The organism is Leptospira adleri (assembly GCF_002811985.1).
GTDB lineage: Bacteria > Spirochaetota > Leptospiria > Leptospirales > Leptospiraceae > Leptospira > Leptospira adleri.
This window is the reverse complement of record NZ_NPDU01000009.1, coordinates 62845-88425: the sequence shown is the minus strand read 5'-3', so window position 1 is coordinate 88425 and position 25581 is coordinate 62845. Positions and strand designations below refer to the sequence as shown.

At 45.3% G+C, this 25581-nt stretch carries 20 protein-coding genes; 10 read left to right on the top strand and 10 right to left on the bottom strand.

Annotation, left to right across the window (positions count from 1 at the left end; translation table 11 throughout):
• Window positions 1–74 precede the first annotated feature (74 nt).
• Window positions 75–506 carry an LA_2478/LA_2722/LA_4182 family protein gene (locus CH376_RS05225; RefSeq protein ID WP_420843525.1) on the top strand — a complete coding sequence of 144 codons (432 nt, stop codon included), beginning with the start codon at window positions 75–77 and terminating at the stop codon, window positions 504–506.
• Between the two features lie 2 nt (window positions 507–508).
• Here CH376_RS05225 and CH376_RS05220 read toward each other — a convergent pair whose 3' ends face one another.
• From CH376_RS05220 to CH376_RS05200, 5 genes are all read right to left on the bottom strand, one after another.
• The gene (locus CH376_RS05220; protein ID WP_100785569.1) at window positions 509–1087 is read right to left on the bottom strand and encodes an MXAN_6521/LA_1396 family lipoprotein; all 579 of its coding nucleotides are present in this window, start codon (window positions 1085–1087) and stop codon (window positions 509–511) included.
• A 7-nt stretch (window positions 1088–1094) separates the two neighbouring features.
• Window positions 1095–4013, bottom strand: coding sequence for an efflux RND transporter permease subunit (locus CH376_RS05215; protein WP_100785568.1), 2919 nt, complete (start codon window positions 4011–4013; stop codon window positions 1095–1097).
• Window positions 4014–4020: 7 nt separating this feature from the next.
• Window positions 4021–4635, bottom strand: a complete 615-nt coding sequence (locus CH376_RS05210; RefSeq protein ID WP_100785567.1) for an ABC transporter substrate-binding protein — start codon at window positions 4633–4635, stop codon at window positions 4021–4023.
• 164 nt (window positions 4636–4799) lie between these two features.
• A complete protein-coding gene (locus CH376_RS05205; protein WP_100785566.1) occupies window positions 4800–5762 on the bottom strand; it encodes a hypothetical protein in 963 nt (320 codons plus the stop codon).
• Window positions 5763–6000: 238 nt separating this feature from the next.
• Window positions 6001–6612 carry a TIGR04282 family arsenosugar biosynthesis glycosyltransferase gene (locus CH376_RS05200; RefSeq protein WP_100785565.1) on the bottom strand — a complete coding sequence of 204 codons (612 nt, stop codon included), beginning with the start codon at window positions 6610–6612 and terminating at the stop codon, window positions 6001–6003.
• A gap of 176 nt (window positions 6613–6788) precedes the next feature.
• Between CH376_RS05200 and CH376_RS05195 the strand changes: the two genes are divergently transcribed.
• From CH376_RS05195 to CH376_RS05185, 3 genes are all read left to right on the top strand, one after another.
• Window positions 6789–6989, top strand: coding sequence for an LIC12338 family lipoprotein (locus tag CH376_RS05195; RefSeq protein ID WP_100785564.1), 201 nt, complete (start codon window positions 6789–6791; stop codon window positions 6987–6989).
• A gap of 11 nt (window positions 6990–7000) precedes the next feature.
• Window positions 7001–8179 carry an LIC_12337 family protein gene (locus CH376_RS05190; RefSeq protein ID WP_100785563.1) on the top strand — a complete coding sequence of 393 codons (1179 nt, stop codon included), beginning with the start codon at window positions 7001–7003 and terminating at the stop codon, window positions 8177–8179.
• Between the two features lie 99 nt (window positions 8180–8278).
• A complete protein-coding gene (locus tag CH376_RS05185) occupies window positions 8279–9037 on the top strand; it encodes a GNAT family N-acetyltransferase (RefSeq protein ID WP_100785562.1) in 759 nt (252 codons plus the stop codon).
• Here CH376_RS05185 and CH376_RS05180 read toward each other — a convergent pair.
• Together CH376_RS05180 and CH376_RS05175 are read right to left on the bottom strand one after the other, a co-directional pair.
• Complete coding sequence (locus CH376_RS05180) at window positions 9034–10362, bottom strand: sterol desaturase family protein (RefSeq protein ID WP_100785561.1); 1329 nt, start codon at window positions 10360–10362, stop codon at window positions 9034–9036. The genes CH376_RS05185 and CH376_RS05180 overlap by 4 nt on opposite strands.
• A 210-nt stretch (window positions 10363–10572) precedes the next feature.
• Window positions 10573–11148, bottom strand: a complete 576-nt coding sequence (locus CH376_RS05175; RefSeq protein WP_100785560.1) for a GNAT family N-acetyltransferase — start codon at window positions 11146–11148, stop codon at window positions 10573–10575.
• 87 nt (window positions 11149–11235) lie between these two features.
• On the opposite strand from CH376_RS05175, the gene CH376_RS05170 reads away from it, so the two are divergent.
• On the top strand, window positions 11236–12297 hold the full coding sequence (locus CH376_RS05170; RefSeq protein WP_100785559.1) for a saccharopine dehydrogenase family protein: 1062 nt from the start codon (window positions 11236–11238) through the stop codon (window positions 12295–12297).
• A gap of 55 nt (window positions 12298–12352) precedes the next feature.
• Here the strand turns inward: CH376_RS05170 and CH376_RS05165 are convergent, their stop codons facing one another.
• Together CH376_RS05165 and CH376_RS05160 are read right to left on the bottom strand one after the other, a co-directional pair.
• Window positions 12353–12904 carry a molybdate metabolism regulator gene (locus CH376_RS05165; protein WP_243394721.1) on the bottom strand — a complete coding sequence of 184 codons (552 nt, stop codon included), beginning with the start codon at window positions 12902–12904 and terminating at the stop codon, window positions 12353–12355.
• Between the two features lie 40 nt (window positions 12905–12944).
• A complete protein-coding gene (locus tag CH376_RS05160; RefSeq protein ID WP_100785558.1) occupies window positions 12945–13148 on the bottom strand; it encodes a helix-turn-helix domain-containing protein in 204 nt (67 codons plus the stop codon).
• A gap of 932 nt (window positions 13149–14080) precedes the next feature.
• On the opposite strand from CH376_RS05160, the gene CH376_RS05145 reads away from it, so the two are divergent.
• Both CH376_RS05145 and CH376_RS05140 read left to right on the top strand, forming a co-directional pair.
• Window positions 14081–17023 carry a putative Ig domain-containing protein gene (locus CH376_RS05145; RefSeq protein WP_165781747.1) on the top strand — a complete coding sequence of 981 codons (2943 nt, stop codon included), beginning with the start codon at window positions 14081–14083 and terminating at the stop codon, window positions 17021–17023.
• Between the two features lie 79 nt (window positions 17024–17102).
• Window positions 17103–17606: an Lcl C-terminal domain-containing protein gene (locus CH376_RS05140; protein WP_420843526.1), complete on the top strand. Its 504-nt coding sequence runs from the start codon at window positions 17103–17105 to the stop codon at window positions 17604–17606.
• A gap of 162 nt (window positions 17607–17768) precedes the next feature.
• Here the strand turns inward: CH376_RS05140 and CH376_RS05135 are convergent, their stop codons facing one another.
• Window positions 17769–20765, bottom strand: a complete 2997-nt coding sequence (locus CH376_RS05135) for an Ig-like domain-containing protein (RefSeq protein ID WP_100785555.1) — start codon at window positions 20763–20765, stop codon at window positions 17769–17771.
• A gap of 470 nt (window positions 20766–21235) precedes the next feature.
• Here CH376_RS05135 and omp85 point away from each other — a divergent pair, with 470 nt between their 5' ends.
• From omp85 to CH376_RS05120, 3 genes are all read left to right on the top strand, one after another.
• Window positions 21236–22687, top strand: a complete 1452-nt coding sequence (omp85, locus tag CH376_RS05130; protein ID WP_100785554.1) for an Omp85 family outer membrane protein — start codon at window positions 21236–21238, stop codon at window positions 22685–22687.
• Window positions 22688–23166: 479 nt separating this feature from the next.
• Entirely contained in the window at window positions 23167–24597 is a 1431-nt protein-coding gene (locus tag CH376_RS05125; RefSeq protein ID WP_100785553.1) for a circularly permuted type 2 ATP-grasp protein, read from the top strand.
• A gap of 36 nt (window positions 24598–24633) precedes the next feature.
• Window positions 24634–25575, top strand: coding sequence for an alpha-E domain-containing protein (locus tag CH376_RS05120; RefSeq protein WP_100785552.1), 942 nt, complete (start codon window positions 24634–24636; stop codon window positions 25573–25575).
• The last annotated feature ends 6 nt before the right edge of the window (window positions 25576–25581 follow it).

The following is a 25581-nucleotide window of genomic DNA, read 5'->3' as shown; positions in this document are numbered from 1 at the left end:
TTTCATGCTCTTGAATCCGATTCTTGAATTAGGAAAAAACTTGCCAACGGGGGTTCTTTGTTTATCCTTTCGATATGCGCGCCCTTTTAGTTAAAACTTCCGGAATCGCCCTGTCCGCGTTTTTTGCGTTCCAGTGCGGAAAAAGCGGAGCCGTATCTCAGGCTGCTTCCGCGGAAGTTTACAAAAAGGTGGCCGACGCTTATTGTTCTCAGATGAACCGATGTAAAGAACCTTATCTGTCTTCTTTGGAAGGCGCACATCGTAAGGAAGCGAGCTTGAGTTATCCGGACAACGCCCAGTGCTACAGCGACTTCAATTACGACGTCGATAAATCGGAGCCGATCGTCCTTAAAAAATTAAGCGACAATCTGAAATTGGACGCGGAGCTTTGCATCAAGAGCGTGGAACGCGCGGATTGCGGGTCTATCGTAACGTATCAAATCCCCGAATGTGTGGAATACAATACGTTTCTGGAAACTTTATCTTCTCCTTCTTCCGCGAAATAACTCTATCTCGCTTCCACTTCTATCTTTTCGTCCTTTTCGTCTTCCGTCAAAATCGGGCTGTCCAATTTTTCCAAAAGGGTCTGAAGAAGGAAGAAGTATGGATTCACTTTTCCGGCGATTTCCTTTCCGTAGAGCTGAGTGTATGTGTTGATCAGAGAAAGATTTTCTTCCGTATTCTTTGAGTAAGAATTTTCCGCGAGACCTTCCCAGAGTGTTTCTCCCTTTTTACAGTGGACGACTTTTCCGAGCGCGGTCACCTTCACTTTTTCCGGAGTTTCCTTTTCTATTATTTTCAACTCGAAGATCCCTTGCACCTTTTTATCCGAACTTCCGCAGATCGCAGCCCCGGTTTTGTAAGGGTATATGATGAATTCCTTATGATGAGAAAGATAATTTTCGGTGATCTTTGCCGCTAATTTCTTTTCGGGTTCTCCCGCTTCACTTTCTGCAGGAACCTGAACGGCCAAACGTTTGAAGGTCCCGAGATCTTTTTCCCAGGTCGGTCCCGATTTGATGTATTTGACCGTGCAGTTTGCGGTAACGAAGACCAGAACGATTAGGGAGATGGAATTTTTGATCATTCTAAAATTATCCTTTTTTCTTTTTAAGGGTCGTCTTTTTGGGAAGGGAAGTTTTTTTCTTCGCGGTTTTCTTTTTGGAAGAAGCGGAAACGTTATCGTCCTTAGAAACGGACGGCATCGAAATATTTTGTTCCTCTTCGCTGAAGCCGAGCGGTTTGGATTCTTTTTCTTCCTCTTTGCGGGAACGATAAACGATCTCCAAAACTGCGGGAACCAAAGTGAGAGCGATGATCAGAGAAGAGCCGATCCCGATGCTCGCGACGACCCCGATCGACTTGAGTCCCTTTTGATCCGCGATCAAAAGAGAACTCCATCCTACAAGAGTGGTTAACGTGGAAGCGATGATCGCCGGACCTACCATGGACATGGCGCGTACCACGTCGTGATCTTCTCTGAATCTGTAGTAGATATAAATTCCGTTTTGGATTCCGTAACCCACGATGACCGGGAAAACGAGGACGTTCATAAAGTTCAGTTGAATTCTAAACAGGGCCATGATTCCCAAGGTTACAAAGATTCCGAGAACGAGAGGGATCAAGGAAATCAAAGCAGGAACGATTCCTCGGAAGAATAGAATCAATACGATGACGACAAGAACCAACGTGATGAGAAAAGCTGCGACACCTTCTCTCTGAACGATCTTGATCAGGTTCGCAAAAAGAATCAGACTTCCCGCGGTGTTCGAAACGTATTGGTGCGATCGTGCGTCCTTCAGAGTGTGAAACGGTCTCGTCTTTAGGATAAAGTCGACGGTTCCGTCCAGAAGTCCGAGATTCTTAAATTGAGAAGCTGAATAAGTGTTGAGAGCTCTTACGATCTGACGTTCTTCGGTTTGAGTCCAATTGTCCTTCACCTGATCGACGCTGACGTTTCCGTTCGAGTCGTAGAGAAGAGTATTCAAAACCCTTCTGGAAAGTTTCGGATAGTGCAATTCTCCTACCGCGTCGAAGAATTTCAGAAGTTTTTGCCCGTGCCAGAGGGCCACCTTCGGATAGATAAAAACGAGATGCCCTTTTTCTTTGGAACCCTTTACTTCCTTAAACTGAGAACTGAAATAGGTCGGAACTTCTCCCAAAGAATATTCCTTCACGCTCAGATATTTTTTCACAACCGGAAGATACTTCCTTTGTTCCGGTTTGAGAAAGCCGGCTTTGACCGGTTTCATATCCGTCTGTAATTGTTTTAGAACCTTGAGATTGGCCCTTTGTTGTCCTTTCGGAGGAACGAAGTTCCAAAGAGATACGACCTGATCCACGGAGCCCGCGATCTCGTTTGGAACCGGGGTCATATAATCGAAGACGGCTTCCGATTCTTCCAGAGTATCCACGACGATGACCTGAGGATCGGAACTGATATCGAATCGATCGCCGATTTCGTCGTAGAGATTGACGGAATCCAAATTATCCACCATCAGATCCCGTCCGTTGTAATTAAAATGAATCCCCGGACTAAAACTAAAAAAGGAAATCACCGCGACCAGGGCAACGACGACTAACGTGAGAAGGCCCGGTTTTTTATAAAAACGATACAGAAGAGGAGAAGTCGTCTGATCCTTTGCCGAAAGAAGGAATTGTTTTTTCAGGGACGGAAACAGACGGAAAAGAAGAGTGATTTGAAGCGCCGTCACCCCGTACATGGAAACCGCGATGATCAGAATTCCATAGGTGGCGATGATCCCGAATTCGCTGAAACCTCTAAACTCCGAGAAGGCAAGAACGATGAACGCGGAAGTTGTGGTCAAAGCGGAAATAAAGGAGGCGATTCCCGTATGATAGATCGTGTCCTTGATGGAACGAAGCATGTCCTGTTGTCGAGTGTATTCTTCCCGGAATCTATATAAGAATTGGATACCGTAGTCGATACCGAGTCCCATTAAAATCGAAGCGATGATGCTCGTAACCGAATTGAGTTGTCCGATCACGATCGTGGTAAGTCCGAAGGAGAATAAAATTCCCGAAAGAAGAGACACGAGAAGAATGACGATAAAGAGCGGATTTCGAAAAAAGAAAAGAAGGAGAACCGCGATTCCGATCAAAGAAGTCACCGCAATCGGTTTGAGGGCGGCCATTAGGGTTTCGTAGTCGTCCAGGTGAAGACGATACGTTCCCGTGTAGCCTACAAGAATTCCTTTTTTGTCCAGGTTTAATTCTGCTACGACTTCCTTGATTTTTTTATCGAGTGCTATATTGAATTCGATGTTCGTAAAAGAGCCCGCGGGTTTGATCAAAAAGATCAACATCCCCTTATCGGGAGAAATATTATATTCGTCGAATATATCTCTTTTTGCAAGTTTCTGATATTTGGAAAGAATATCGTTGAAGTCCGGATTGTATTCTTCGTCGGAGAGTTTGATAAAGAAAGGATTGGCTCTTTCCACTTCTTCGTCGATTTTTCTTTTGACACGTTTGCGGACTTCGAGAAGGTCTTCGGTTTTCAAAAAGAGGGGAAGGCGGTCCTGCAAAAAGGAAACGTTGTATCGATAGGAAATATATTGAACGTAATCTTTTTCTTTTAAGAGTCTTTCGTTGAGAAGGTCGGATGCGTTTTTGATCGCAGTTTCCCTTTCTTTGTAATAGGCCGCGTTTTTCTGTTTAACTTTTTCGGCTTCTTTCAGTTCCTTTTCCCAGACCTCGTTCTGACCTTTTTTCTTCGCGGAAAAAGCCTTTGTCAGATGGTCCGTCATTCCCTTCTCATCCTTAAATTTGATGCTGAGAATGTAGAATCCGTTCCCTCCGATCATCTCGATTACCTTCTGCGTTTTGATCACGGAAGGGTTGTCTTTCGGAAGAAGATCGAGGTTGTTGCTGTTTACCGTGAGTTTCGAAGCCTGCCAAAGAGAAAGCAGAAGAAGAATCGCAAGCACGCTGCCGGAACGGATCGGATTGAGAAGAATGGAATCGGTAATTCTGGAAAGAAGCCTTCTCATATGATTGTCAGTTCTTTGCTTCTCTTTTGATCAGAGCTATGGTTTGTTTGATGCCGTTCTTTTTGATGGAAGGATCTACGGATTTGGTTCTGTTTGTTTCGGAAGCGTATTTTCCTTCGTTTAAGAAATCGGTTACATACCAGGTTCCGTCGATTTTGCTCAGGATCCAAGAGAAGGTGATTCTTTCCGAACCGTTCCAGATGATCGAAGAAGCAAGAGTCGCGTTGTCCCCTTTGATCACCGGCTTTTCGTAATTGATATCGATCTTGTCGAAATATTTGTGCGCGATCGGAAAACTTCTGTGCACGATAAATTCCGAAATCGCCTCTTCGAAATCCTTACGATCCGCGTCCGAAATTTTACCGGAAGATTTCAGGAGTTGATTGCTGAACTGTTTTACGTGAATGATTGCGATCGCTTTTTCATTCTTCTTATAACGGATAAAGCCGATCAGCTTTTTTACGGTCGAACTGATTTGTTCTTCGTCGGACGGAGTTTCTTCCGGCGGAGTCGCGTTCGTACCTTCTTGCGCGGACGGATTGGGCTCTGCGGAATTTTGAGAAAAGAGCAGAGTGGGAAGGAATAGGGAAAAGAGAAAAAGAATGGAAATAAGTTTTTTCACAACACGTTACCTGTTGTTTGTAGTTTGTATGGAGTCGGAGACGATTCGTAAGAAAGGACTAGGACTTCCTACAGCTTTCTTGAGCGGTCGGGGAAGTCAACGGAATAAATGAGAAGGAAACGGTCCGAGGCCGATCTTTCTATAAGTCGCTTTTGATCTAAATTCTACTTTTTTAAATCTTCGTAATCGGGAAGAAATACTTTGAGTTCTCCTTTCGCGTTCAGGTTCAGGTTTCCGAGCGAAAGTTGAAGGAGAAGATTCTGCATGTGAAAGTCGAGAAGATCGGAAGGATCCTGATCGATCAAAAGAAGATCCGTATTCTTTAAAAAAACGGAACCGACTCGGATTTCTCCGCCGGACATCGCGATCTGATTCGGAATTCCCGGAAGAAACGAAAGTTTCGGAAGTTGGGGAATTTTTTGAGAATCGAAACGAACGAGGATTCGATCCGGAAGAAGCGCGATTTCGCGGATCGTCCCTTCTATGCGCGGCGGAGGCAGGAGCGCAAAGGATTGAATGTGAAAACTTTTATCCACGATCTGCAAACCCCTGTCTTCGGGGATGGGAAGAAGAGTTTTGAGACCGACCCCGACATAAGAAAGAAGGTCTCCCGCACCGTGGATTCCGGCGGCGCTCATGGATTCCGATTTTAAGATCAGCATCGAACCGTTCGGAACCGATTCCAGATCGCAGATCATTTCCACGTCGACCCAGAAGACTAGTTTATATTCTCCTAAAATTCGAATTTTTCTTTTACCGTCGATTTCGATCGTGGATAGTTTCAAATTTCGTAATGGAAAATCGGGGAACGTCTTTATGTTTTCGTTGAATAGATATTCCAAAACTGAAATTTCGAATTCGGTTTCTCCCTGAAAAATTTTGAGATGAAAGGAGGAAGGATCGTTGAAGTTGACGGCGGAGCCGGACCTATTGGAGATCGCTTCCACGGTCAGATTTTTTACGGTGAAGTAGATCCGATCTTCCAGACGAAACTTTACGTTTTTGAGTTTGAGAAACGCGCTCGTGGAAGTTTCCGCAGTTTTTGAAGAAATGCCGGCGGGAAAAATTCCGATCCCAAGAAGAATCAAGATCGAGATAGGCGCCGACAGGTTCCAGAAAAATCGCATGGACGCATTCTGAATCTTTGATTACCTATGAAAACACTTTATTGTGTCTTCGAGATCCTTTGTGATCCTCAAGGCATGATTTACGGCGCGTCGCAAAACCTTCTTTTACTTTGTTAAAGATCAAGCCGCAAAGTTCCGTCTCGGCGTCGGGACGGGTTCTTATAAAATCAAAACCGAACTTTGTAGCCTAAAGTTTGCTTCGTCAAAACAAGTCGGCTGACTTCTAATACCTTCGGATTTAGATCACTAATTTTCCGGATGGAAGATAGGGTCTTACGTCCGCTTCCACGTCGATGTCGTTTAATAAAGGAAGAATCCAAACGTCCTTTCTGGCTAATTGCAGTTTTTCTAATGTCATCGCGAAAACCTTTTCGCTGCTCCACGGAATGTCCTTAAAAATTTCCGGATAAACGGATTTTAAGGCCAACAAGTAATAGCCTCCGTCCTTGGCCGGTCCGATCGCCGCGTCTCGGAGTTCCAGAGCCGAAAATGCTTCTCGGATATGTTTTGCTTCGAGATCGGGGCAGTCGCTTCCGATGATGACCGCTTTTTTGAATCCGATTTGGAACGTTTCTAAAAATGCGTTCCGCATTCTTTCACCCAGATCTTCGCCGGTTTGAAGATGAATGCTCGTTTGTTTTCCCCAATCCGAAAGTTCGAAATCCGGAATCGAATCAAAATAAAGTCGAACGGGTATATTTAAATTTTGAATTTGTTTTCTGGTGATCTCTAAGAGTTGTACGTAGAGGGAAAGGGCCGTTCGATCTCCCAATGTTTTGGCGAGTCTCGTTTTTACTCTGCCGATCACCGGATTTCTTAAGAATAGAATTAAGGATTCTTCTGTTTGCATTCAATGCTTTTAAAATTTGTTAAAAAAGGAACCACAAAGGAAGTCGAATTGGAATCTGATTGACTAAACTTTTGCTTTGGATACTTTTAAAAGGATACAATTTTTTTCCATTTGAAAAAAACAAATTCATCTGTTGTTAACTAAGCATGAACCTCAGTTTGTGGGGGAGGATATTTATGAAGAAATTTCGTACATTTCTTTCTGCGGGAATACTTGCCGCAGCGGTTCTCGGCTCTCTTTTGTTAGGAGCTTGTAAAAAAGAAGAAAAAAATAACGACCTTCAAATCGGAGCGCTTCTATGGATCGCGAGCCAGCCTTACGTGGAGCAAAGTAAAACCGGTTTTTTTATCATCGTTCCTAAGGGAATCGCTCAATGAGGAAAACGGCCATGAAAAAATCTTGGATCTACTTTCTTTCGGCGGCGGTTTTATTTTTGGGAACAGGGCTTACGTTTCGTTCGGACCGTGTCGCTTTTTTCGTGAGGGACGATTCTCCAAAACCCTTTCCGGTGCGTCTCGAATTATTACAACCTCTCAAAGCGAGCGCTGACACTTGGGGATTTGTGCGACAGTCAGCAACTTGGGCGAGAGGGAATTCTCTCTTTATGGACGATCTGATCTTTGCGATCCGCAAAAATTTTCCGTTGGGAACTACGGCAAATCTCACTCTTCAAAATCAGATCATGAACGGTCAGTCCTTCACTCTTCGTTTGAAATTGAATTCGGGAGCCGTATCCTACAAACCGAGCACGTTAGGCGCCGCCGCTTCTTATACGAACTTTTTCGAACTTCGTTCCACGAGCGACAACCAACCGGCGCTCCAATTCTTCTTTGACGATAATCCGAGGGACGCGGCGGGAGACGGAGCGGTTCTTCTCTATCAATTGAGTCGATTGGATCCGGTTCGTTGGAGCGGGGCTACCGCGGTCATCGAAAGTTACGTCGTACAACCCGTCGTTACCGGATTTGCGAATCAGGGTTTGATCCAAACTTATTCCTGGAAGGGATCGCTCGGATCGGACGCGCTCGGACAAGACGTGGATACGGGAAGGGTGATTTTGGAAGAGATGGACAATCGTACGATCTTTTGTTTCAAATCGGTCGTGAGTTTTTTCGGAAACACGGATTTGGTTCCGATCAATTCCGGAACAACCGCGCTCGGTTATGCGCACAACCAAGGTCTTTGTCCCGGAGCGGGAAGAGAATATTATAAACTCGCTTACAGCCAGAAGTTGACCGGAAATCTGAACGTTACTGCGAAGGGCGGTTTGGAGCAGGCGGCGATCACTTCCGGGCAAGCGGTTACTTGTACTCCGAATGTGAATCAGTTCATTCCGTTTACTCCGACCTACGGTCTGTTTAACTTCAACGGATTTGTCGCGGAAGGTGTGGCGTCGTCGGCGATTCCGTCCGATTACGTTCCTTCTTCTCGAGTGGATACTTTGTATGATCGCGTAGGAACCGTGGGGAAATCCGCGGCGACAACAAGTCCCGCTACTTCCAGTTGGGATACTCTGACTCAGGCGTATGTGGATGCGATCACGGTGACATTCGCAACGGTTCCCTGATTAGTAGAATCTTTAAGACTGAGAAAGAATTCAAAGAGCCTCCGGTTTCGGGGGCTTTTTTGTTTTCAATTCTTCGCTCGTTTCTATTTTAATCTAAGAATGGAATTTCAACTGATCACGTTCGCTCAGGCTTTCGGCGAAGGTTTTACGGAAGAAGATCTTGACCTGGACGTCTGGCCGTTTTTCTTAAATCAGGATCCGATCGGAAAAGAATATTATCATTTCATTGTGCACGAATTCTCATCTTTTCACTGTGTGGCGCTTTCAAAGGACCGTAAGGTCGCGGGAACCGGAAAGATGATTCCTTTTGACTGGGATGGGGAGAATCAAACTCTTCCGAAAGGATGGGACGCGGCGGTCCTAAAAGGGATTCTCGATCATAACGAAGGAAAACGATGCAACGCGGCGAGCGCTTGGTCGATCGAAATTCTTCCCGAATTCAGAGGTTCCGGTTTGTCTCATCAAATCCTCTCCGAGCTAAAAAAAAATGCCGCCTCTCGGAACATTCTTCATTTATTTGCCTGTGTAAGACCGAATCAAAAAGAAAAATTTCCATTCTTATCGATGGAAGAATACTTAGAAAGAAAAAGGGAAGACGGATTTTCGGAAGATCCATGGATTCGAGTGCACGAAAAGGCCGGCGCTAAACGGATCCGCATCGAGGAAAATTCCATGTATATTCGAGGGACGATCCGTCAATGGGAAGAGTGGACCGGTTTGCAGTTTTTGAATTCGGGAGAATTTAAGATTCCGGGAGGTCTCGTCCCGGTCCGTATAGACCGGGACTCAGACTTGGGAGAATATAAGGAACCGAACGTTTGGTTCCATCACAAGACGGACGCGCCTAATTACGGTTAGGCGGTTCTTCTTAGGATATCTTGAACCGGATCGATCTCCTTTCCTTCGATAAAGGAAGAACGGTAACTCAAAAACCAAACCGCTGAAATCAGAGCCAGGGCCAGGGTTCCCGTCGTGATGTTAAAATCCCCGGAAAGAACGTATGCACCGGCTACTAAAATCGCAAGTCGAACCGGTTCCACAAAAAGTGCCCAACGTTTTCTTTCCAAGATGCCGCCTAACGTGAGAAGAGAAAGAAGGGTGATCGCGCTGATTATCGCCAAGTTGGACCAAGGAAGACTTTTTACCTTTAAGAGCATTCCAAAGGCAAGCGCCACCGAAAGAACGAACCAAACCAGAGAATAGACGCTCATTCCCTTCGGAATTTCTATATCATATTTATGGAATGTTTTTGCGGATACTTCCGGAATCGGATATTGCCCTCCGAGTTCCTTAGGTCTCCAGCCCGGAGCCGCGAAAAAGGCTTTGATCTTATCGGACCAACGCGGAGATTTCCGGGCGAGATCGATCATTTCCCACCAATATTGAAGATTGGCCCAAATAGGATTGAAACTCTGAAGCGGCTTTACGGTTCCGTAAACCGGTTCTTCGGCTTCGGGTTCGAAAGTTCCGAACATCTTATCGAAAATGATCAGAATTCCCGCGTGATTTTTGTCGATGTATTTCGGATTGATGCCGTGATGGACCCGGTGGTGCGAGGGCGTGTTGAAAATCGCTTCAAACCAACGGGGAAGTTTGTCGATCGCCTTTGTGTGAATCCAGAACTGATAGATCAGACTGATTTGACCGTTTAAAATCAGAACGATCGGAGAAAAACCGATCAGCGCGAGCGGCAAGTAAAACACCCAAGTAAAAATTCCGTGGAAACTTGCTTGTCTCAGAGCGACCGTCAGGTTGTATTCTTCGCTCTGATGGTGCACAACGTGTCCCGCCCAGAGAAAGTTGATCTCATGGCTGAGTCTGTGGTTCCAGTAATAGGCGAGGTCGTAACCGATTCCGCAAAGAATCCATACGCCTACTACCAAGATCCAAGCCCAGGTTGTGGAACTGAGACCCATCACACCGGCGGGAACGATCGACATCGCTTCTCCCGGCCAGGAAGGAAGGTTGAAAATTCTAAAATTATTGTAGAGATAGATATAAGCGGTCAAGGTTACCGTCTTCATAAAGACTCCGATTACCTCGCTCGCCGTTCCCGCGGAAAGATCGTTGATCGAATCGTTCAATCGATAGAGCTTCCGTCTGTGATACGCCGAAAATCCCATTTCTATAAAAATGAGTAAAAAGAAGAATGGAATTGCGATCGTGACAAGATTGATTTCCATAAAGCCGCCCAAATTAGTTCTGGTTTGAGTTTATTCCTTGAATTCCGAAACAGTCAATTCAAAAAACAGAACGGTGTTCGATCGACTGGATTTTAAGATTACGATTGTTATAATACGGGAAACTTTTGATAGAATTTCGTATAACGGAATGAACCGCAGGTTTGTTCCTTGAGACACTGGGGAAGGTCCGGTTCGGGCGGATCAAGTTCTTTACGAGGGGGTTCGAAGACGGGAGTAGATCCATTGATCCAGAAATACTCCATTCTTAAAAACGGCTTCTTTTTGCGTTCCTTCCAAAACGAATCCGTTTTTTTCGAGAGCTTTGGCGGATGCGGGTCGATTGGAAAAAACTTCCGCGTAGATCCTGTGAAGCCCATGCTCGGTATATGCAAGATTGATAATGGATGAGATCGCCTTTGTGACGATTCCCCGGTTCCAAAATTCTTCTCCGATCCAATAACCGATCTCCGCGTTGAACCGATATACGTCCTCTTTGAACAACAGATTGATGACTCCGATTGCCTTTCCTTCTAAGACGATCGCGAAGGTTCTGGATCTCGAGTCCCGAAGACAGGAATGAATGTAATCGAGCGCGTCCTGCAACTGATACGGAAAAGGAAACGCTCCTCTCAAACCGGAGAAAACGTTTTGAGAATTTGCGTGGACCGCGATCGAGTCGGCGTGTTTTTCCGAAATGGGTTCTAAAAGAATGTTCATTTCAATCACTTTGACGGAGGTAAGAATCGGATCTCGTCGAAAGGATCCATAAAAAGTTTTGGTCGTCAATTCTCTTCGTAATATTCTTTCCTTCCTATGTTATAAATTTCCCTCAAAACTTGACGAATTCATCGGTGAACTCAATATCTGGTCTTTATGGCGGCAAAGAAAAAGAACTGGCTTCTTTACGGAGCAAACGGTTACACCGGAGAATTGATCGCGAGAAAAGCCGCGGAAAGGGGACTCAAACCCGTTCTTGCGGGGAGATCGGAACTCAAGATTCGACCACTTGCGGAAGAACTCGGACTTTCCTATCGGATCTTTTCTTTGGACAGCGGGTCGGAAGCGGAAAGTCAGATCGCGGATTGTTTTGCCGTCTTACACTGTGCAGGTCCTTTTGTGGAGACCGCGGTTCCTATGGCGAACGCTTGTATCGCGGCGGGAGTTCATTATTTGGATATCACGGGAGAAATTCCCGTCTACGAAAAGCTCCACGCTCTTTCTTCCAAGGCGCTTGCAAAAAAGGTAATGCTTCTTCCCGGAGTCGGCTTTGATATCGTTCCCACGGATTGTCTCGCGGTGATGCTCAAAGAAAAACTTCCGAAGGCGCATTTTTTGGAATTGGGATTTTCGGGTTTTACGGATATATCTCGCGGAACTCTGAAGAGCGCTCTCGCACAACTTCCTTATGGAAGCAAGGTGAGAAGAAACGGAAAGATCGAAAATATTCCACAACTGAGTTTGAAAAAGATCGTCGAGATCAGCGGAAGTTATGCGGAGTTTTTCGCAATTCCCTGGGGGGACGTGTTCACCGCTTTTATTTCCACGGGAATTCCCAATATTACGGTATATTCTTCTTTGCCTGCGTCCCAGGCGAAACTTCTGAAATGGCTTCAGCCTACGACCTCTCTCTTGAAAAGTTCCCTGATTTTGAAGGGAATGCAAAAACTCGTCGAACTTACGGTCAGCGGCCCAGACGACGAAAAAAGAAAAAACGGTTCGGTTCTTCTTTGGGGAGAGGCTTGGACCGAAGCGAGTTCGAAAAAGGTCTCGATTCGGATGCGTTGTTCGGAAGGTTACGAATTCACCATAGAATCCGCGTTAGCCGCAATTGCGAAGGTGGAAAAGGGGAAAACGGAAGCCGGTTTTACGACTCCCGCGAAAGTTTTCGGTTCTAAGTTCGTCTTGGAAATCCCGGGAACGAAGATTCTTTCCTGAACTTTTTGTTCCAATGAGATCGTTATGTCGGAACGTTGTAGTTTTTTTCAAAGGATTATTTCGCCTTCAATAAATTTTCATAAGCCGCTAATTTCATTTTGTAAACTTTGCGAGCGTTTTCAGGTGTAAGTCCTGTTTCGTCCTGGATCATTTCCGGATAGAATTCGTCTTCACCGTCGTAATATTCTCCGTCCGCAGTTCCAAGTCCCATAAGGACAAAATCGCAATCGCGGACCAAAGATTTCAAAAGTTTATTCCGATTGGAATCGCTCACGGTCAAAAGAATAGATTCGGCGATTTCAAGTCGAATGTGGAACTCTCCTTCGCGTTCTATTTTTTTTAAAATATTGTTTTCTTCCGCTTCACCGATTTCGGAGGTGCTTGTAAAGCCTTCTTTCAATTTTTCATCCCGCATTTTTTCCAAATCGGAGATGATTTTTTCGTGATCCAAAAAAGATTTGATTTCGATCTTACGATCCATTTCGGATCGACCTTGCGTAATTACCAAAATGTTTTCAAAAATTTCAACTTGCCAGAAGTGGGACGAGTCATCTTCTTTGCGGGATAAATAATAGAGAATCATGGAAAAAGAATACCAAGGATTCATGTTTTATCTTGTGAAACTATAAAATGATGGAACTTTTTTTTTAGGATGTTCGCGCCGTTTTTTTTCTGAACTTTTTAGGAGTGATCCCTTCGGATTTGATAAAGGAACGAAGGAAAGCGGAGTAGGAATTAAATCCGACCGCAAGGCCGATCGATAACACGGAACGGTCCTTTTCCTCCAAGAGCATTTGTTTGGCTTCTTCGATCCGAAATCCGCTTACGAACACGTGAAAACTTTTACCGATGAATTAGTTTAACAACGCGGAAGGACAATGTAAGTAAAGATTCATTTCTTTGGCAAGAGAAGGAAGTCTGAGTTCCTCATCCAGAAAAAGTCTTTCATCGGTCTTCCGACGTTCCAGTTTCTCTTTTTGTTTCCTCCAAATCCAAACCTTGCCAAAGAGGATTCTTTTTTTCGAGAAACGAAACATTCCTCGATACTATTTTTTTCTTTTGGAACTCGAACTTTTCAGTTTTTCGGTCGGCTTTGTAGAAAACTGCAAAGTAAGAATTTCGAATTTCCAATTCTCGAACAAAGACAAACCAAATACCGAACCGACTTTGCAGCAAGAATTGGAATTTTTAAATCGATTTTATCGTCTTCCGTTTTCGAAGGATCTTATTTTCATCTTTAGATAAATTCGCGAGAAGGAAGAAAAGAACCTTCCTTTGCGAAGAATTGCTTTTTAGCGAAAGCAAATCCATCCGTTGGTTGTAGCTTGCGAGCGGCCAGGAGAGAGCTGAAATTTGCACTCGCTCGGAAGATTTGAAATCATCCGCTCAGGAAGAACCAAAACACAAGCCTGTATTTCCGTTTTCTCCGATCGAAGGATCAGAATAATCCTTTCGGTATCTATACGAGATTTGCGTCTAAAGCAGACTCCGATCTTTCTTTATCCACTTTGAGAAGTAAAATGATTTCAGATTATAACTGGATCGGAATTTAACCCGTTTCTTTTGTATTCTTTCCTCATTAAAGATTTCTTTGACCGGATGATTCTATTCCAATTTGAAATCTTTGATTCGGACTCATCGTTTTCTTTTTCATCGAACGAAAAGGAACAATGTCCTTCTTTCTAAGTTAAAAATTCTAAGTTTGTGACTTCTTTCCGCGAACTCAATTGAAATCTTTCCGATCCGTTTATTTCTATAGTTGAGGTATGAGTTTATGAGAAGAATGAATTTGGGATTGAAAAGTATGCAGATCTTTGCAAACGGGAATCGATTATTTTTGGAGAACAATTCATCTTGGCTGAAAGATTGGGGAAAATCATTTTATTTTTTTCTAAAACAGCCGATCTTACTCAACTGTCGTAAATTTTTGATACTTTGGTTCTGCATCTTAGCGATATCGACCGGATGTGTTCAGGGGAACGGCGGTTCTTTTAATTTCAAAGGTATCTTTGGGCCATTGGGATTGAGTTCGGATTTGAACGTTCCCATCTCTGTAAACTATTCCGGCAGTCCTTACGTGTTTACAAAGGACGCGGCCATTTCCGGGATAACGCCGGACTTAACAGGAAATATTCAAAGTTGTAGTTCCAATCCATCTTTACCGAGCGGATTGGTTCTAAACAATCATTGCGTTATTTCCGGAACTCCGACGATTGCGCAGTCTGCAACGAATTATTCGATTACGGCTTCCAATGGGAGCGCTGCGAAGACAATTATCTTAGTGATTACCGTCGACGCAAATCCGCCGACTTCGTTTGCTTATTCTTTGTCTTCCTTTGCGTTTACTAGACATGCTTCGGCTTCTCCCGTACATCCTTTTGTGACGGGAACCGTAACTTCTTGCAGTAGCGATATTCCTTTGCCGGCGGGTTTGACATTGAGCTCCGATTGCACGATTACCGGTGCACCGACCGTTGCTCAACCTTCTACAAATTATACGATCACCGCGAGCAATGCTTTCGGGAACGCGAGTGTCGTAATTTCGATCGCAGTCAACGAAACTGCGCCGACATCGTTAAACTATGCTGGAAATCCATTCGTACTTACGAAAGATACTCCGATAGCCTCAATCATACCGACCATCACGGGAACTGTGACCAGTTGTTCTACGGATATTTCTCTTCCATCCGGATTGACTATCAACAGTACAACCTGCGCCATCAGCGGAACGCCGAACACGGTCCAAACGGCAACCAATTATATCGTAACTGCGAGCAATGCTTTCGGTAGCATTTCCCGAAACATAAATATTACGGTGAACTTAGCTCCACCTTCCGCTTTGAATTACGCAGGAGGGCCGTTTATATTTTCTCAAGGCGCGACAATCACAACTCTGAATCCTTCGATTACGGGCACGATTACGAATTGTGTGACTGATATTCCATTGCCCGTTGGATTGGCAATCAACGCTATGACATGTGCGATTTCCGGGACTCCGACATCTACGCAAGCGGCGACGAATTATCTTGTGACTGCGAGCAACGCATTTGGCAGTATCAGTACGGGTATTTCGATCACCGTCAATTTGGCGCCGCCGTCCGGATTGAATTATGCAGGAAGTCCTTATGTTTTTACCAAGGATGCGGTGATCGCTACCGTAACTCCGACGATCACGGGAACCGTAACGAATTGCACAACCGATATTTCATTGCCGGCAGGCTTATCGATTCACTCGATAACCTGTGCGATTTCCGGAACCCCGACTTTGACCCAAGGACCTACGAATTACAATGTCACTGCGAGCAATGCTTTTGGAAGCACCACGCAGACAATTACGATTTCGGTGAACGTTGCTCCTCCGTCGGCTCTGAATTATGCGGGAAGCCCCTTTGTCTTTACGCAGAATGCAACAATCTCAAGTGTCACGCCGACTTTTACAGGAACTGCGACAAGTTGTACGACTGATATTGCCTTACCGACGGGCTTAGCGATAGATTCAACTACTTGTGTGATTTCCGGAACGCCTACCGTTCCCCAAGCCGCGACAAACTACGTCGTAACAGCCGGGAACTCCTCCGGAAATACGACTCGCACGATATCGATTGCCGTGAATATAGAACCTCCTTCCCTGTTAAATTATGCGGGCAGTCCGTTTACCTTTACTCAAGGTGCGGCCGTCACGACGATCACGCCAGCGGTTATTGGTACGGTCACAAGCTGTTCTACCGATATTCCTTTGCCTGCAGGGTTATCCGTTGGTTCCAACTGTGCGATTTCTGGAACTCCGACTTCCACGCAAGCCGCGACGAACTACGTTGTGACCGCAAGTAATTCTTCCGGAAATACGACAAAGACGATCAGTATTGCGATCAATATGCCTCCTCCGAGCGGTTTGAACTATGCAGGGAGTCCGTTCGTATTTACGAAAAATACAACGATTGCAATTGCAACCCCGACATTCAGCGGAACTGTAACGAGTTGTTCTACCGACATTGCTTTGCCTGCCGGGTTAACAATCAATTCTACCACCTGTGCAATTTCCGGAACACCGACGGGGATTCAGGCCTCTGCGAATTACGTTGTAACTGCGAGTAACGCTTCCGGCAGCACAACCAAAACAATCAGCATCATGGTTTTCGGAAAACCTCCCCAAAAAACGAATCAGATTCAGTGTTGGGATGGTTCCGGAATGCTCGATGCGACTTGCAGTCTTGCTTCTTCTTTAGGCCAGGATGGAAAATTGCAAAATGGGACAGCTGCAAGTTTTACAGGACCGATTTTGGTCGGCGCTTCGGATTATATCACCGTCGACAACAATTCCGGAATGGTTTGGACCACCTGTCAGTTGGGAAGGACGGGAAGCACTTGCACTGGTGGATCGAATACGTTTTATTCTTCGCGTGCAAATGGTACGGCGGCTTGCAGCGCTCTGGATTCACTCAATGCGGGGGCCGGATACGGAAATAAACACGGGTGGAGAATCCCGACCATTGCCGAGTTGGAGAGTTTGGTAGATTATAATAATTCGACTGGACCAGGATCTTCGAATCCAAAAACCTACACGACTTCTTTTCCGGGAACCGACGCCGGATATTATTTCCTAAGTTCGGATTCGTATGTTCCGAGTGCCGGGGCGATTTTAGTTCTGTATTTTTCAAGCGGAGCTACCGTCGGCTCCGCGGATTCCGGAAGTTTTAGGGTTCGTTGTATTACCAATGGACCTTGATTATTAACAAAGACTTTCGACTTCGTTTCGATATCAAAAAATGAAATTTATATTTCAAGGGAGTATGTTAGAGATGATGATTAAAACTAAAAAATTTTTGATTCAGTGGAAGGTTCGATTCTTTTATTTTCAATTTTTTCTTTTACTTGCGTCGACCTCGCTCCTAGGGGCTCCTTTCGTGGACAACGGAGACGGAACGATCACCGACATCGGAAACGCTTTGATCTGGCAAAAATGTACCAGCGATTTGTCCGGCTCCAATTGTCTAACGGGAGGAACAACCCAACGAAATTGGGCCAACGCCCTTGCTTATTGCAACGGACTTTCTTTGACTGGAAGGGTATGGAGACTTCCCTCCATTACGGAATTGAGCAGCATATTGGATTATAGTCAGGTGGCTTCACCGATTATTCATCCTACGTATTTTCCCGGAACGGTGAGTCAGTATTATTGGAGTTCTTCCACGTTTCGTTATAACAACGGAAGTATCGACGCTTGGACGGTCAATTTTAGTTCCGGGTATAAGGCTTCAAATTCGAAAGGTTCGTTACTGTATGTCCGTTGTGTCGCTTCTCCGCCTTGATAGAAAGGGCAATCCTTCGGCAGAGGCGATTTTTTTTAGGAGAAGAATTAGAATGTATCTTTTGAAACCGGAGACACTCGAAAAGAGCGCATAACGTTTGTCGTAGAATTTTCCTTCCCCCCGCGAAAAAACTTTCGCGGGATTCTAATTGGATTCAATTTTTCAATAAAGCCCCACTCCGAACCAATTTCCGGTCCCACCGCTTAGTCCCGAGCCGTCTATAATTCCCGAAGCGGAAGAGGGAAGATTTGTGTTCAATCCCGCTCCGGAAGAATGAAAGATATAAACTCTTCCTTGAAAGACTCCGTTGTTGTATCCGGGAGATCCTACCAACAGATCCGCAAATCCGTCCCCGTTCACGTCCCCGGTCGCTAATCCCCATCCATAGAGATCGCTGAGAGGACCGGTCATAGTGAGCGTTGCAGTTCCCACATTCGTAAATCCGGTGAGAGGGGTCATAAAGACATAGACGAGCCCTTGGGCTGGGGCGTTCGGAGTCGAGTTTGCGATCACATCCGCTTTTCCGTCGTTATCGAGATCTCTCGCCGTAATCGAATAGCCGAAATGATCGTTTATCGCGGTTCCTTGGATGATAAAAATCGCTCCTCCCAATCCGGCGCTCGTGCCGATTCCGGTCGACGTTGCGGAGGATGTGTAAACGACTACTTCCCCCCTTCCGCTGCTGAGAAACGGAGCGCTTCCGATCAAATCCGAGTAACCGTCTCCGTTTGTATCCGCTACCGCAATGGAGAATCCAAATTGATCTCCTGCGCTTCCGGTTCCGTTCGTAAGCGTGGAAGATACGGCTCCGAGTCCAGTCGAACTTCCGTGAAAGATCGAAACTCTTCCTCTCTGGCTGTTATAACCGTAAGATCCGATCGCGATATCCGCGTAGACGTCCCCGTTGATATTCCCGGAGGATAAAGAATTTCCAAAAAGATCGTTTGCCGCGGAACCGCTGAGCGTACAAGACGCGGTCGTCGCGCTGGAATCTACGATTCCCGTTGCTCCTGCAGAATGAAAAACGTAAACCTTTCCCCGGGAAGTCAACGCGTTAGGAGCTCCTACGATGAGATCCGCGTATCCGTTTCCGTCCGCATCGCCCGTTTCCAGAGAAGTTCCGAATCTTTCACCGGCGGCCGCGCCGTCAATTCTCGCGGAAGCAAAGGCCGCAAGGGATATGCTCACTCCGGCGTTCCCGGAAGAATAAAAAGCGTAAACTCTTCCTGCGGAAGCGTTCGCAGCCGGGGCTCCAACGATTAAGTCCGCGTAACCGTCTCCGTTGAGATCTCCTAACGTCACGACTCTTCCGAATTCTTCCGTAGCAGTTCCTACAATATAACGATTTGCTAAACTTGCATTCGTCGTAGTGATTCCGCTTGTTCCGGAAGAATGGAATATATAAACGAGTCCCTGTCCGTATTCTCCGCTTACCAGATCGACGTATCCGTCTCCGTTCACGTCCTTGTTGCTTCCTTTTCTTACCTGCGCCGAAGAGACGGTGGAAAAGTTTCCGGAAGAATCTTTACTTCGAGCTGCGATCGTATGTTGGGATCCTACGGACCAAGTTGCCGCTCCCGAAGGAAGTTTGAAACTCCAGGTCGTAGTTCCGTTTGCAGGGAGATAGGCTCCTCCGTCGATGGAAACTTCCACGAGTGCGATTCCTCCGGCGTCCGAAGCGGTCCCGATCACGAAACCGGATTCTAAGAGACTTTTGTTTGCGAGATTCTGAATGGCAACTCCCGGATTTGTAGTGTCGGCCAAAGCTCCGGTTGTAAAATTCCAACTGAAATTGGAGCCGATGGAATTGTTCGCCAAGTCCTTGGCGCCGACGAGGATCGTCGCGGTGTAGGATGTCCCCGGAAGAAGACTCACGCTCGGAGTGAAAACGGCGCCGGTTCCGAAACAGGAAACGTTGCCCGCGACAGCCGATCCGTTGCTTAGGGTAAACGTCGCCGTCGTCAAAGAAATACAATCCATTCCCTCGCTGAACGCTGCCGTGATCGACGAGTTAGTCGCGATCCCAATGGAAGAATGGATCGGATTGACGATGGTTACCGTAGGAGCCGCGACGTCCGGTGCGGAGCCGGTAGTAAAAGACAAAACATAAGGGGAAGCGATGGAATTACCGGCTAGATCCTGAACCGAAGTAGCGATCGTGGCAGTATAAGAAGTGTTATAAGAAAGATTCGAAGACGGAGTGAAAGTTGCCGTCGTGGAGGAACAACTCACCGTACCTGTAACGGGTGAACCGTTGTTTAGAGTAAAACTCGCGGCACCGACGGTCCCGCAGTTTAAGGTCTCGTTGAATGCGACGCTGATTACTCCGTTTACGTTGAATCCCGCGGAAGAGCTGGGGGGATTCGTAATCGAAACGTTTGGAGGCGTAGAATCCGGAGCCGATCCGGTCGTAAAACTCCAGTTATACGAGGACGCGATCGTATTGCCGGCCAAATCGCGGGCCGCGATTGAAATTATAGCAGTATAATTAGTGTTAAACGAAAGAGAAGAAGAAGGTGTAAACGTCGCGGTGGAGCCGGAACAACTCACCGTGCCCGTAACTGATAAACCGTTGTTTAACTGAAAAGACGTCGTGTTCAGGGAAGTGCAGTCCATCGTTTCGCTGAATGCGACGCTGATACCGGCGTTCACCGGAACGTTTAGTCCGGAACCGTTGGGAGAAGTAAGAGAAACCAAAGGAGGGGTGACGTCCGAGACGGAAGAGGTGGTAAAATTCCAGGAGAAATCCTCTCCGAGTAAGGAACCGTCGTTCGCTCTCAGATTTTTAGAAAGGGTGACCGTATATACCGCGTTAGCCGCAAGAACGGAAGTCGGGTTGAGAACGACTCCGGCGTTCGTGGAGCTGAATGATCCCGGAATCGAAACGGGGCCTTGACTCAAACGAAACGTGGATGAGTCGATAGAAGTTGAATCTATACCGCGATTAAAAACGACTTGAATGGAAGAATTCATGGAGACTCCGTTAACTCCCGAACCGGGAGTGAATTGCGAAACTCCAAAAGGAATCGAAGGGGAGCCGCTTTTGAAATCGATATATGAAAAAATTGGCGGTAGGTGATTGGCGCCATTGTTCAGACAACTTACAAAGCCTGAAAAAAATAGAACGATTAGAATCGGTGAATAAAAATATTGTTTCATATCTGTCTCCGCGTCGGTCGGCAATGTGCTTAGAGACTGGATATAGTAGCATATTTATTACCGGACATCTTAGTTGTACTATAAGTCGATAAAACCCCAAAGAGAAAAGAGATCAAAGCCGATCTGCTGCGGATCCGTTAAAAACGGATTGTATGGAACGAAAAGACGATTTTGATCCAAAATAATAAAGATAAAACGGATAAGAACTCCCTAAAATAGGAAGAAATTTTTTTACCGTTTTGTTAAGCGAACTCGAAACGTGGCCGCGGAATTTTCATTAAAAGAGGGAAAACCTTGCGGAGAGGTTTTGCGTTGGAATCGGCTACGAGACGATTGAGACGTTTTAAAATTTATCTTTTGATAAGGAGATAAATTTTGAAATTGTAATCCGCGTCGTAAATACAAAATCGGAATAAGCCTATACAAATGAGAACCATTCCTCCATTTGGTTTATGGAATCCAGTTCGTTTATGTTTCCGAAAAAAAGAATTCTTATCTTTGCGAGTATTCTCCTCTTTTTTGGAAATCCGTTTTTCATCGCGGCGCAAGGACTTCAAAACGTTCCGAGTGCGAGAATTCCCTTAGATGAAAGTAAGAGACTGGATCCGGGCGAACTTGCGGAGAAAAAGGAAGGGTTGTATGTGACCGCTCTTCCCCTTTTTAGTTCAGATCCGGTTCGTGGACAGGGGGGAGGGATTCGTGCGAGCGTTTTTTTTAACGGAAATAAAAACGATCCTTATTTCGAATATGAGCCTTATAGAAGCAAGTTAACGATTCAACTTTTTCAAACCAACCAAGGAGTTAAGAATCATTTTATTCAATTTGATTCTCCCTATATCTTTAATACCGCCTTTCGATGGAAGAGTAGTCTTGGTTTGGACTATAATCCCAATTCTCAATATTTTGGAATCGGAGAATCTTCGCTGCGTTCGCTTTCCTATCGTCCAAGAAACCAACCAGGAACATTTCAGATAAACAATGCGAACTTCGACGACTACGAAGCATCCCAATCTTTCATCCGTCCCGCAAGAGCAGGATCCGAAATCACGCCTACTGTGAGCGATCAAGGATACAATCAATATTTATTCAATTCGACAACCTTGTTCAATAGTATCGATTTTACGTTTTGGAAAGCGTTCAAATGGGTCGTAGCGAATGAAATCTCAAAAAACATCATCGGTCATTCCGACGGAAAATGGAACCCATCCAAGGATCCGAATTTGGCTGGAAGTATTTGGGAGACTTCGGTGCCCAATGGAGAATCCAAGTTAACGGAAGATTATCACGCGGGAAAGATCAAAGGTTATAACGGCGGAGAGATTATTTACTTGAGGGCGGGGATCGCTTATGATACGAGAGACTTTGAGCCGGATCCGGATCGCGGGATTTTGATCGAACTAAACGTAGCTAACGTATCCAAAAGAACGGGTTCCGATTTCAATTATAATAAGTTATTCTTTCAGACAAAATATTTCTATAAATTATTTCCGAGCGTATTCGAAGAATTGGTTTTTGCGACCCGAGGCGCCTTGGGTTATACTTCATCCGGTGCGCCTTTTTCGGAAATTCGTTATATGTGGAGTTTGGATGGGCCGATGACAGGAATCGGCGGTCTACAAACGATGAGAGGATATAGACAGGATCGATTTGTCGCGCCGATGGTCGGTTTCGGTAGTGCGGAGCTTCGCTGGAGATTTGTCACTTTTAGGATCGGCGATCAACTCTTTACGATGAGCCTGGTTCCGTTCGTCGACATCGGAAGGGTTTGGAATTCGGAAAAACATCTGAACCTAGTGGGTTACAAACATTCTTATGGAACGGGTTTAAGGATCATCTGGAATCAGGCGACTGTGATTTTGCTGGATTTTGCGAAGTCCAGAGAAGATACTCAAATGTTTTTGGACTTTAGTCACGCATTTTAGAATATTCTAATATTCTTTTTTTCCTCGCTTTTTCTAACGGACGGTTTTCGATTTTTGGGAGAATTATTTTTTCTTACGTTGATGATTCGATAAATCTTTCTCCGTAGTTTCTTTTTACGAAGTTTACGGCGGAGATCTTCTTTGAACTTGTTTTACGGTCGCTTTTCCGAATTCCATTCCATTCTTTTTCATTTTTAGAAATTTGCGATTTCCCGGCTCAAACTCGGTTTTTCGAATCTGCGACTATCAATTTATAATCATCGTTTCCTTTCTTCTTCTTATCGAAGAGGTCAGAGGAATTAAAATTTCAGTAGAAAGGGCGCCCAAATTTGCTGAATCTGAAGAGGAATAGAGTGTAAAATAGTTAAAGTGATTAATAATTAAGCAATAAATATTTTTTGTCTTAAAAATTAAACAGTAAATTTAAAAACTGCTTGCGTATTGCGCTTAATTTGCGAGATTCTAATCGAGGTACGACCATGCTTCTGACCAATTACCAGACAGATTCTTTCTATGATGAGATGTTTTCCCCGGAAGGCGGAATCCGCCAAAGTTATCATTTTTTGAAATCGCGAATCGAAACGATGGATGATCGAGAGTTGGTCCGAAGAAAAACGAGCGCGGAAAAAGCGCTTCTGTCGCTCGGGATCACATTCAACGTCTACGGAGACGAGGAGGAAGAGGAGAGGATTATGCCTTTCGATATCATTCCTCGAATTATCACGGCGCACGAATGGAGAAAGCTGGAAGAAGGTCTCAAGCAGAGAACGAGAGCGCTCAATCTTTTTATCAACGATATCTATCACGACGAGAAGATCATCAAGGACGGAATCGTTCCCGCCGAATTCGTTTATTCTTCTCCCGGTTATCTCAAAGAATGTAGGGGAATCAATCCGCCGCAGGGAACTTGGATTCATATTTCCGGAACGGATCTGGTGCGAAACGGAGACGGAACGGTTCACGTCCTCGAGGATAATCTCCGATGTCCTTCCGGGGTTTCTTACGTATTAGAAAATCGTGAAGTGATGAAAAAAACTTTTCCTGAACTTTTCGCGAGTCTTTCCGTGCGTCCTACTTACGATTATCCGATCCGTCTCAGAGGAATGTTGGAATACATGAGCGGTAAATCCAATCCCTCGATCGCGGTTTTGACTCCGGGAATCTACAACTCGGCCTATTACGAACATTCTTTTCTCGCGCAAAAGATGGGAGTTCCTCTCGTGGAAGGAACCGACCTTGTGGTTAAGGACGAAAAGGTTTATATGAGGACGACGCGCGGTTTGAAGATGGTCGACGTGATCTACAGAAGGATCGACGATTCGTTCTTGGATCCTCTCGTCTTTAACAAAGATTCTCTCTTGGGCGTTCCGGGGATTTTCGAGGCGTATAAAAAAGGAAACGTCGCGATCGTAAACGCGCCCGGGGCGGGTGTGGCCGACGATAAGGTTTTATATACTTTTGTTCCGGCGATGATCAAATACTATCTCGGAGAGGAAGCGATCATTCCGAACGTTCCTACTTATCTCTGTTCGAATGATAAAGATAGAATATTCGTAAAAGAGAATATAGAAAATCTCGTCGTAAAGGCCGCCAACGGCGCCGGCGGCTACGGGATGTTGATCGGACCTCGTTCCAGTAAGAAGGAGCAGGAGGAATTCTGCGGGCTTATTGATCGTAATCCTAGAAATTATATCGCACAACCGGTTCTCAGTCTTTCCAGAGTTCCCACCTTGATCGAGGATAAGTTGGAAGGGAGGCACGTGGATCTCAGGCCGTTCATTCTCTATGGAGAAGACATCTATGTGATGCCGGGCGGTTTGACTCGCGTTGCACTCAGAAAAGGTTCGCTTGTGGTCAACTCCTCGCAAGGGGGAGGGTCCAAAGACACCTGGGTGATGGGCGAAGGCTAAAAAGATACACATAAATCAAGAACGAGAGAGGTTGCTATGCTGAGCAGAGTGGCTGAGTCCGTATATTGGATGAACCGATATATGGAGAGGGCGGAGAATTATTCCCGCTTTATCGACGTAAATTTTCAATTGTCCCTGGATCTTAACGAAGACGTAAACAGACAGTGGATGCCTCTCGTTTTTACAACGGGCGACAACGAACTCTTTCAAAAAAAATTCGCCGACGCTTCGAAAGAAAACGTGATTCACTTTATGACTTTCGATGCGGACAATCCGAATTCGATCATCAATTGTCTCATACGAGCTAGGGAGAATGCTAGAACGATTCGGGAAAATATTTCCACGCCTATGTGGGAGGTGATCAACGAATTCTATCTCGGTTTCAAAACGAAGAAACATTTTTCGGATACGGATCTCTCCGCGCTCAGCGAATTCTTTAAAACGATTCGAAATCAATGTCTTCTCTTTTACGGATGTCAAGAGGCAACGATTTCCCAGGACGAGGTCTGGTACTTTGCACAGTTGGGAAGGTATTTGGAAAGGGCGGATAAAACGGCGCGTATTCTGGATATGAAGTATTTTATCCTTCTTCCTTCTCACGACGTAGGATCCAATCTGGATCTTCTACAGTGGCTTTCTCTTTTGAAATCCACAAGCGCACACGAGATGTTCAATCGGATTTATCAGAAAATCACTCCGAAGAATATAGCGGAATTTTTGATCTTGGACAAACAGTTTCCGAGGGCAGTCCGTTTTTCTTTGAGAAAAATTTTCGAAAGTTTAAAACTTTTGAGCGGAACCGATCACGACGAATATTCCTGCGAAGCGGAGAAGAGGGTGGGCGTTTTGTTATCCGAACTGAGTTACACCTCTGTCGATGAAATTTTCAGCTCCGGAATGCACGAATATCTGGATCGTCTTCAACTTCAGATCAACGGGATTCACGATCGTATCGACGAACGTTATTTTCGGTCGTAATCGATA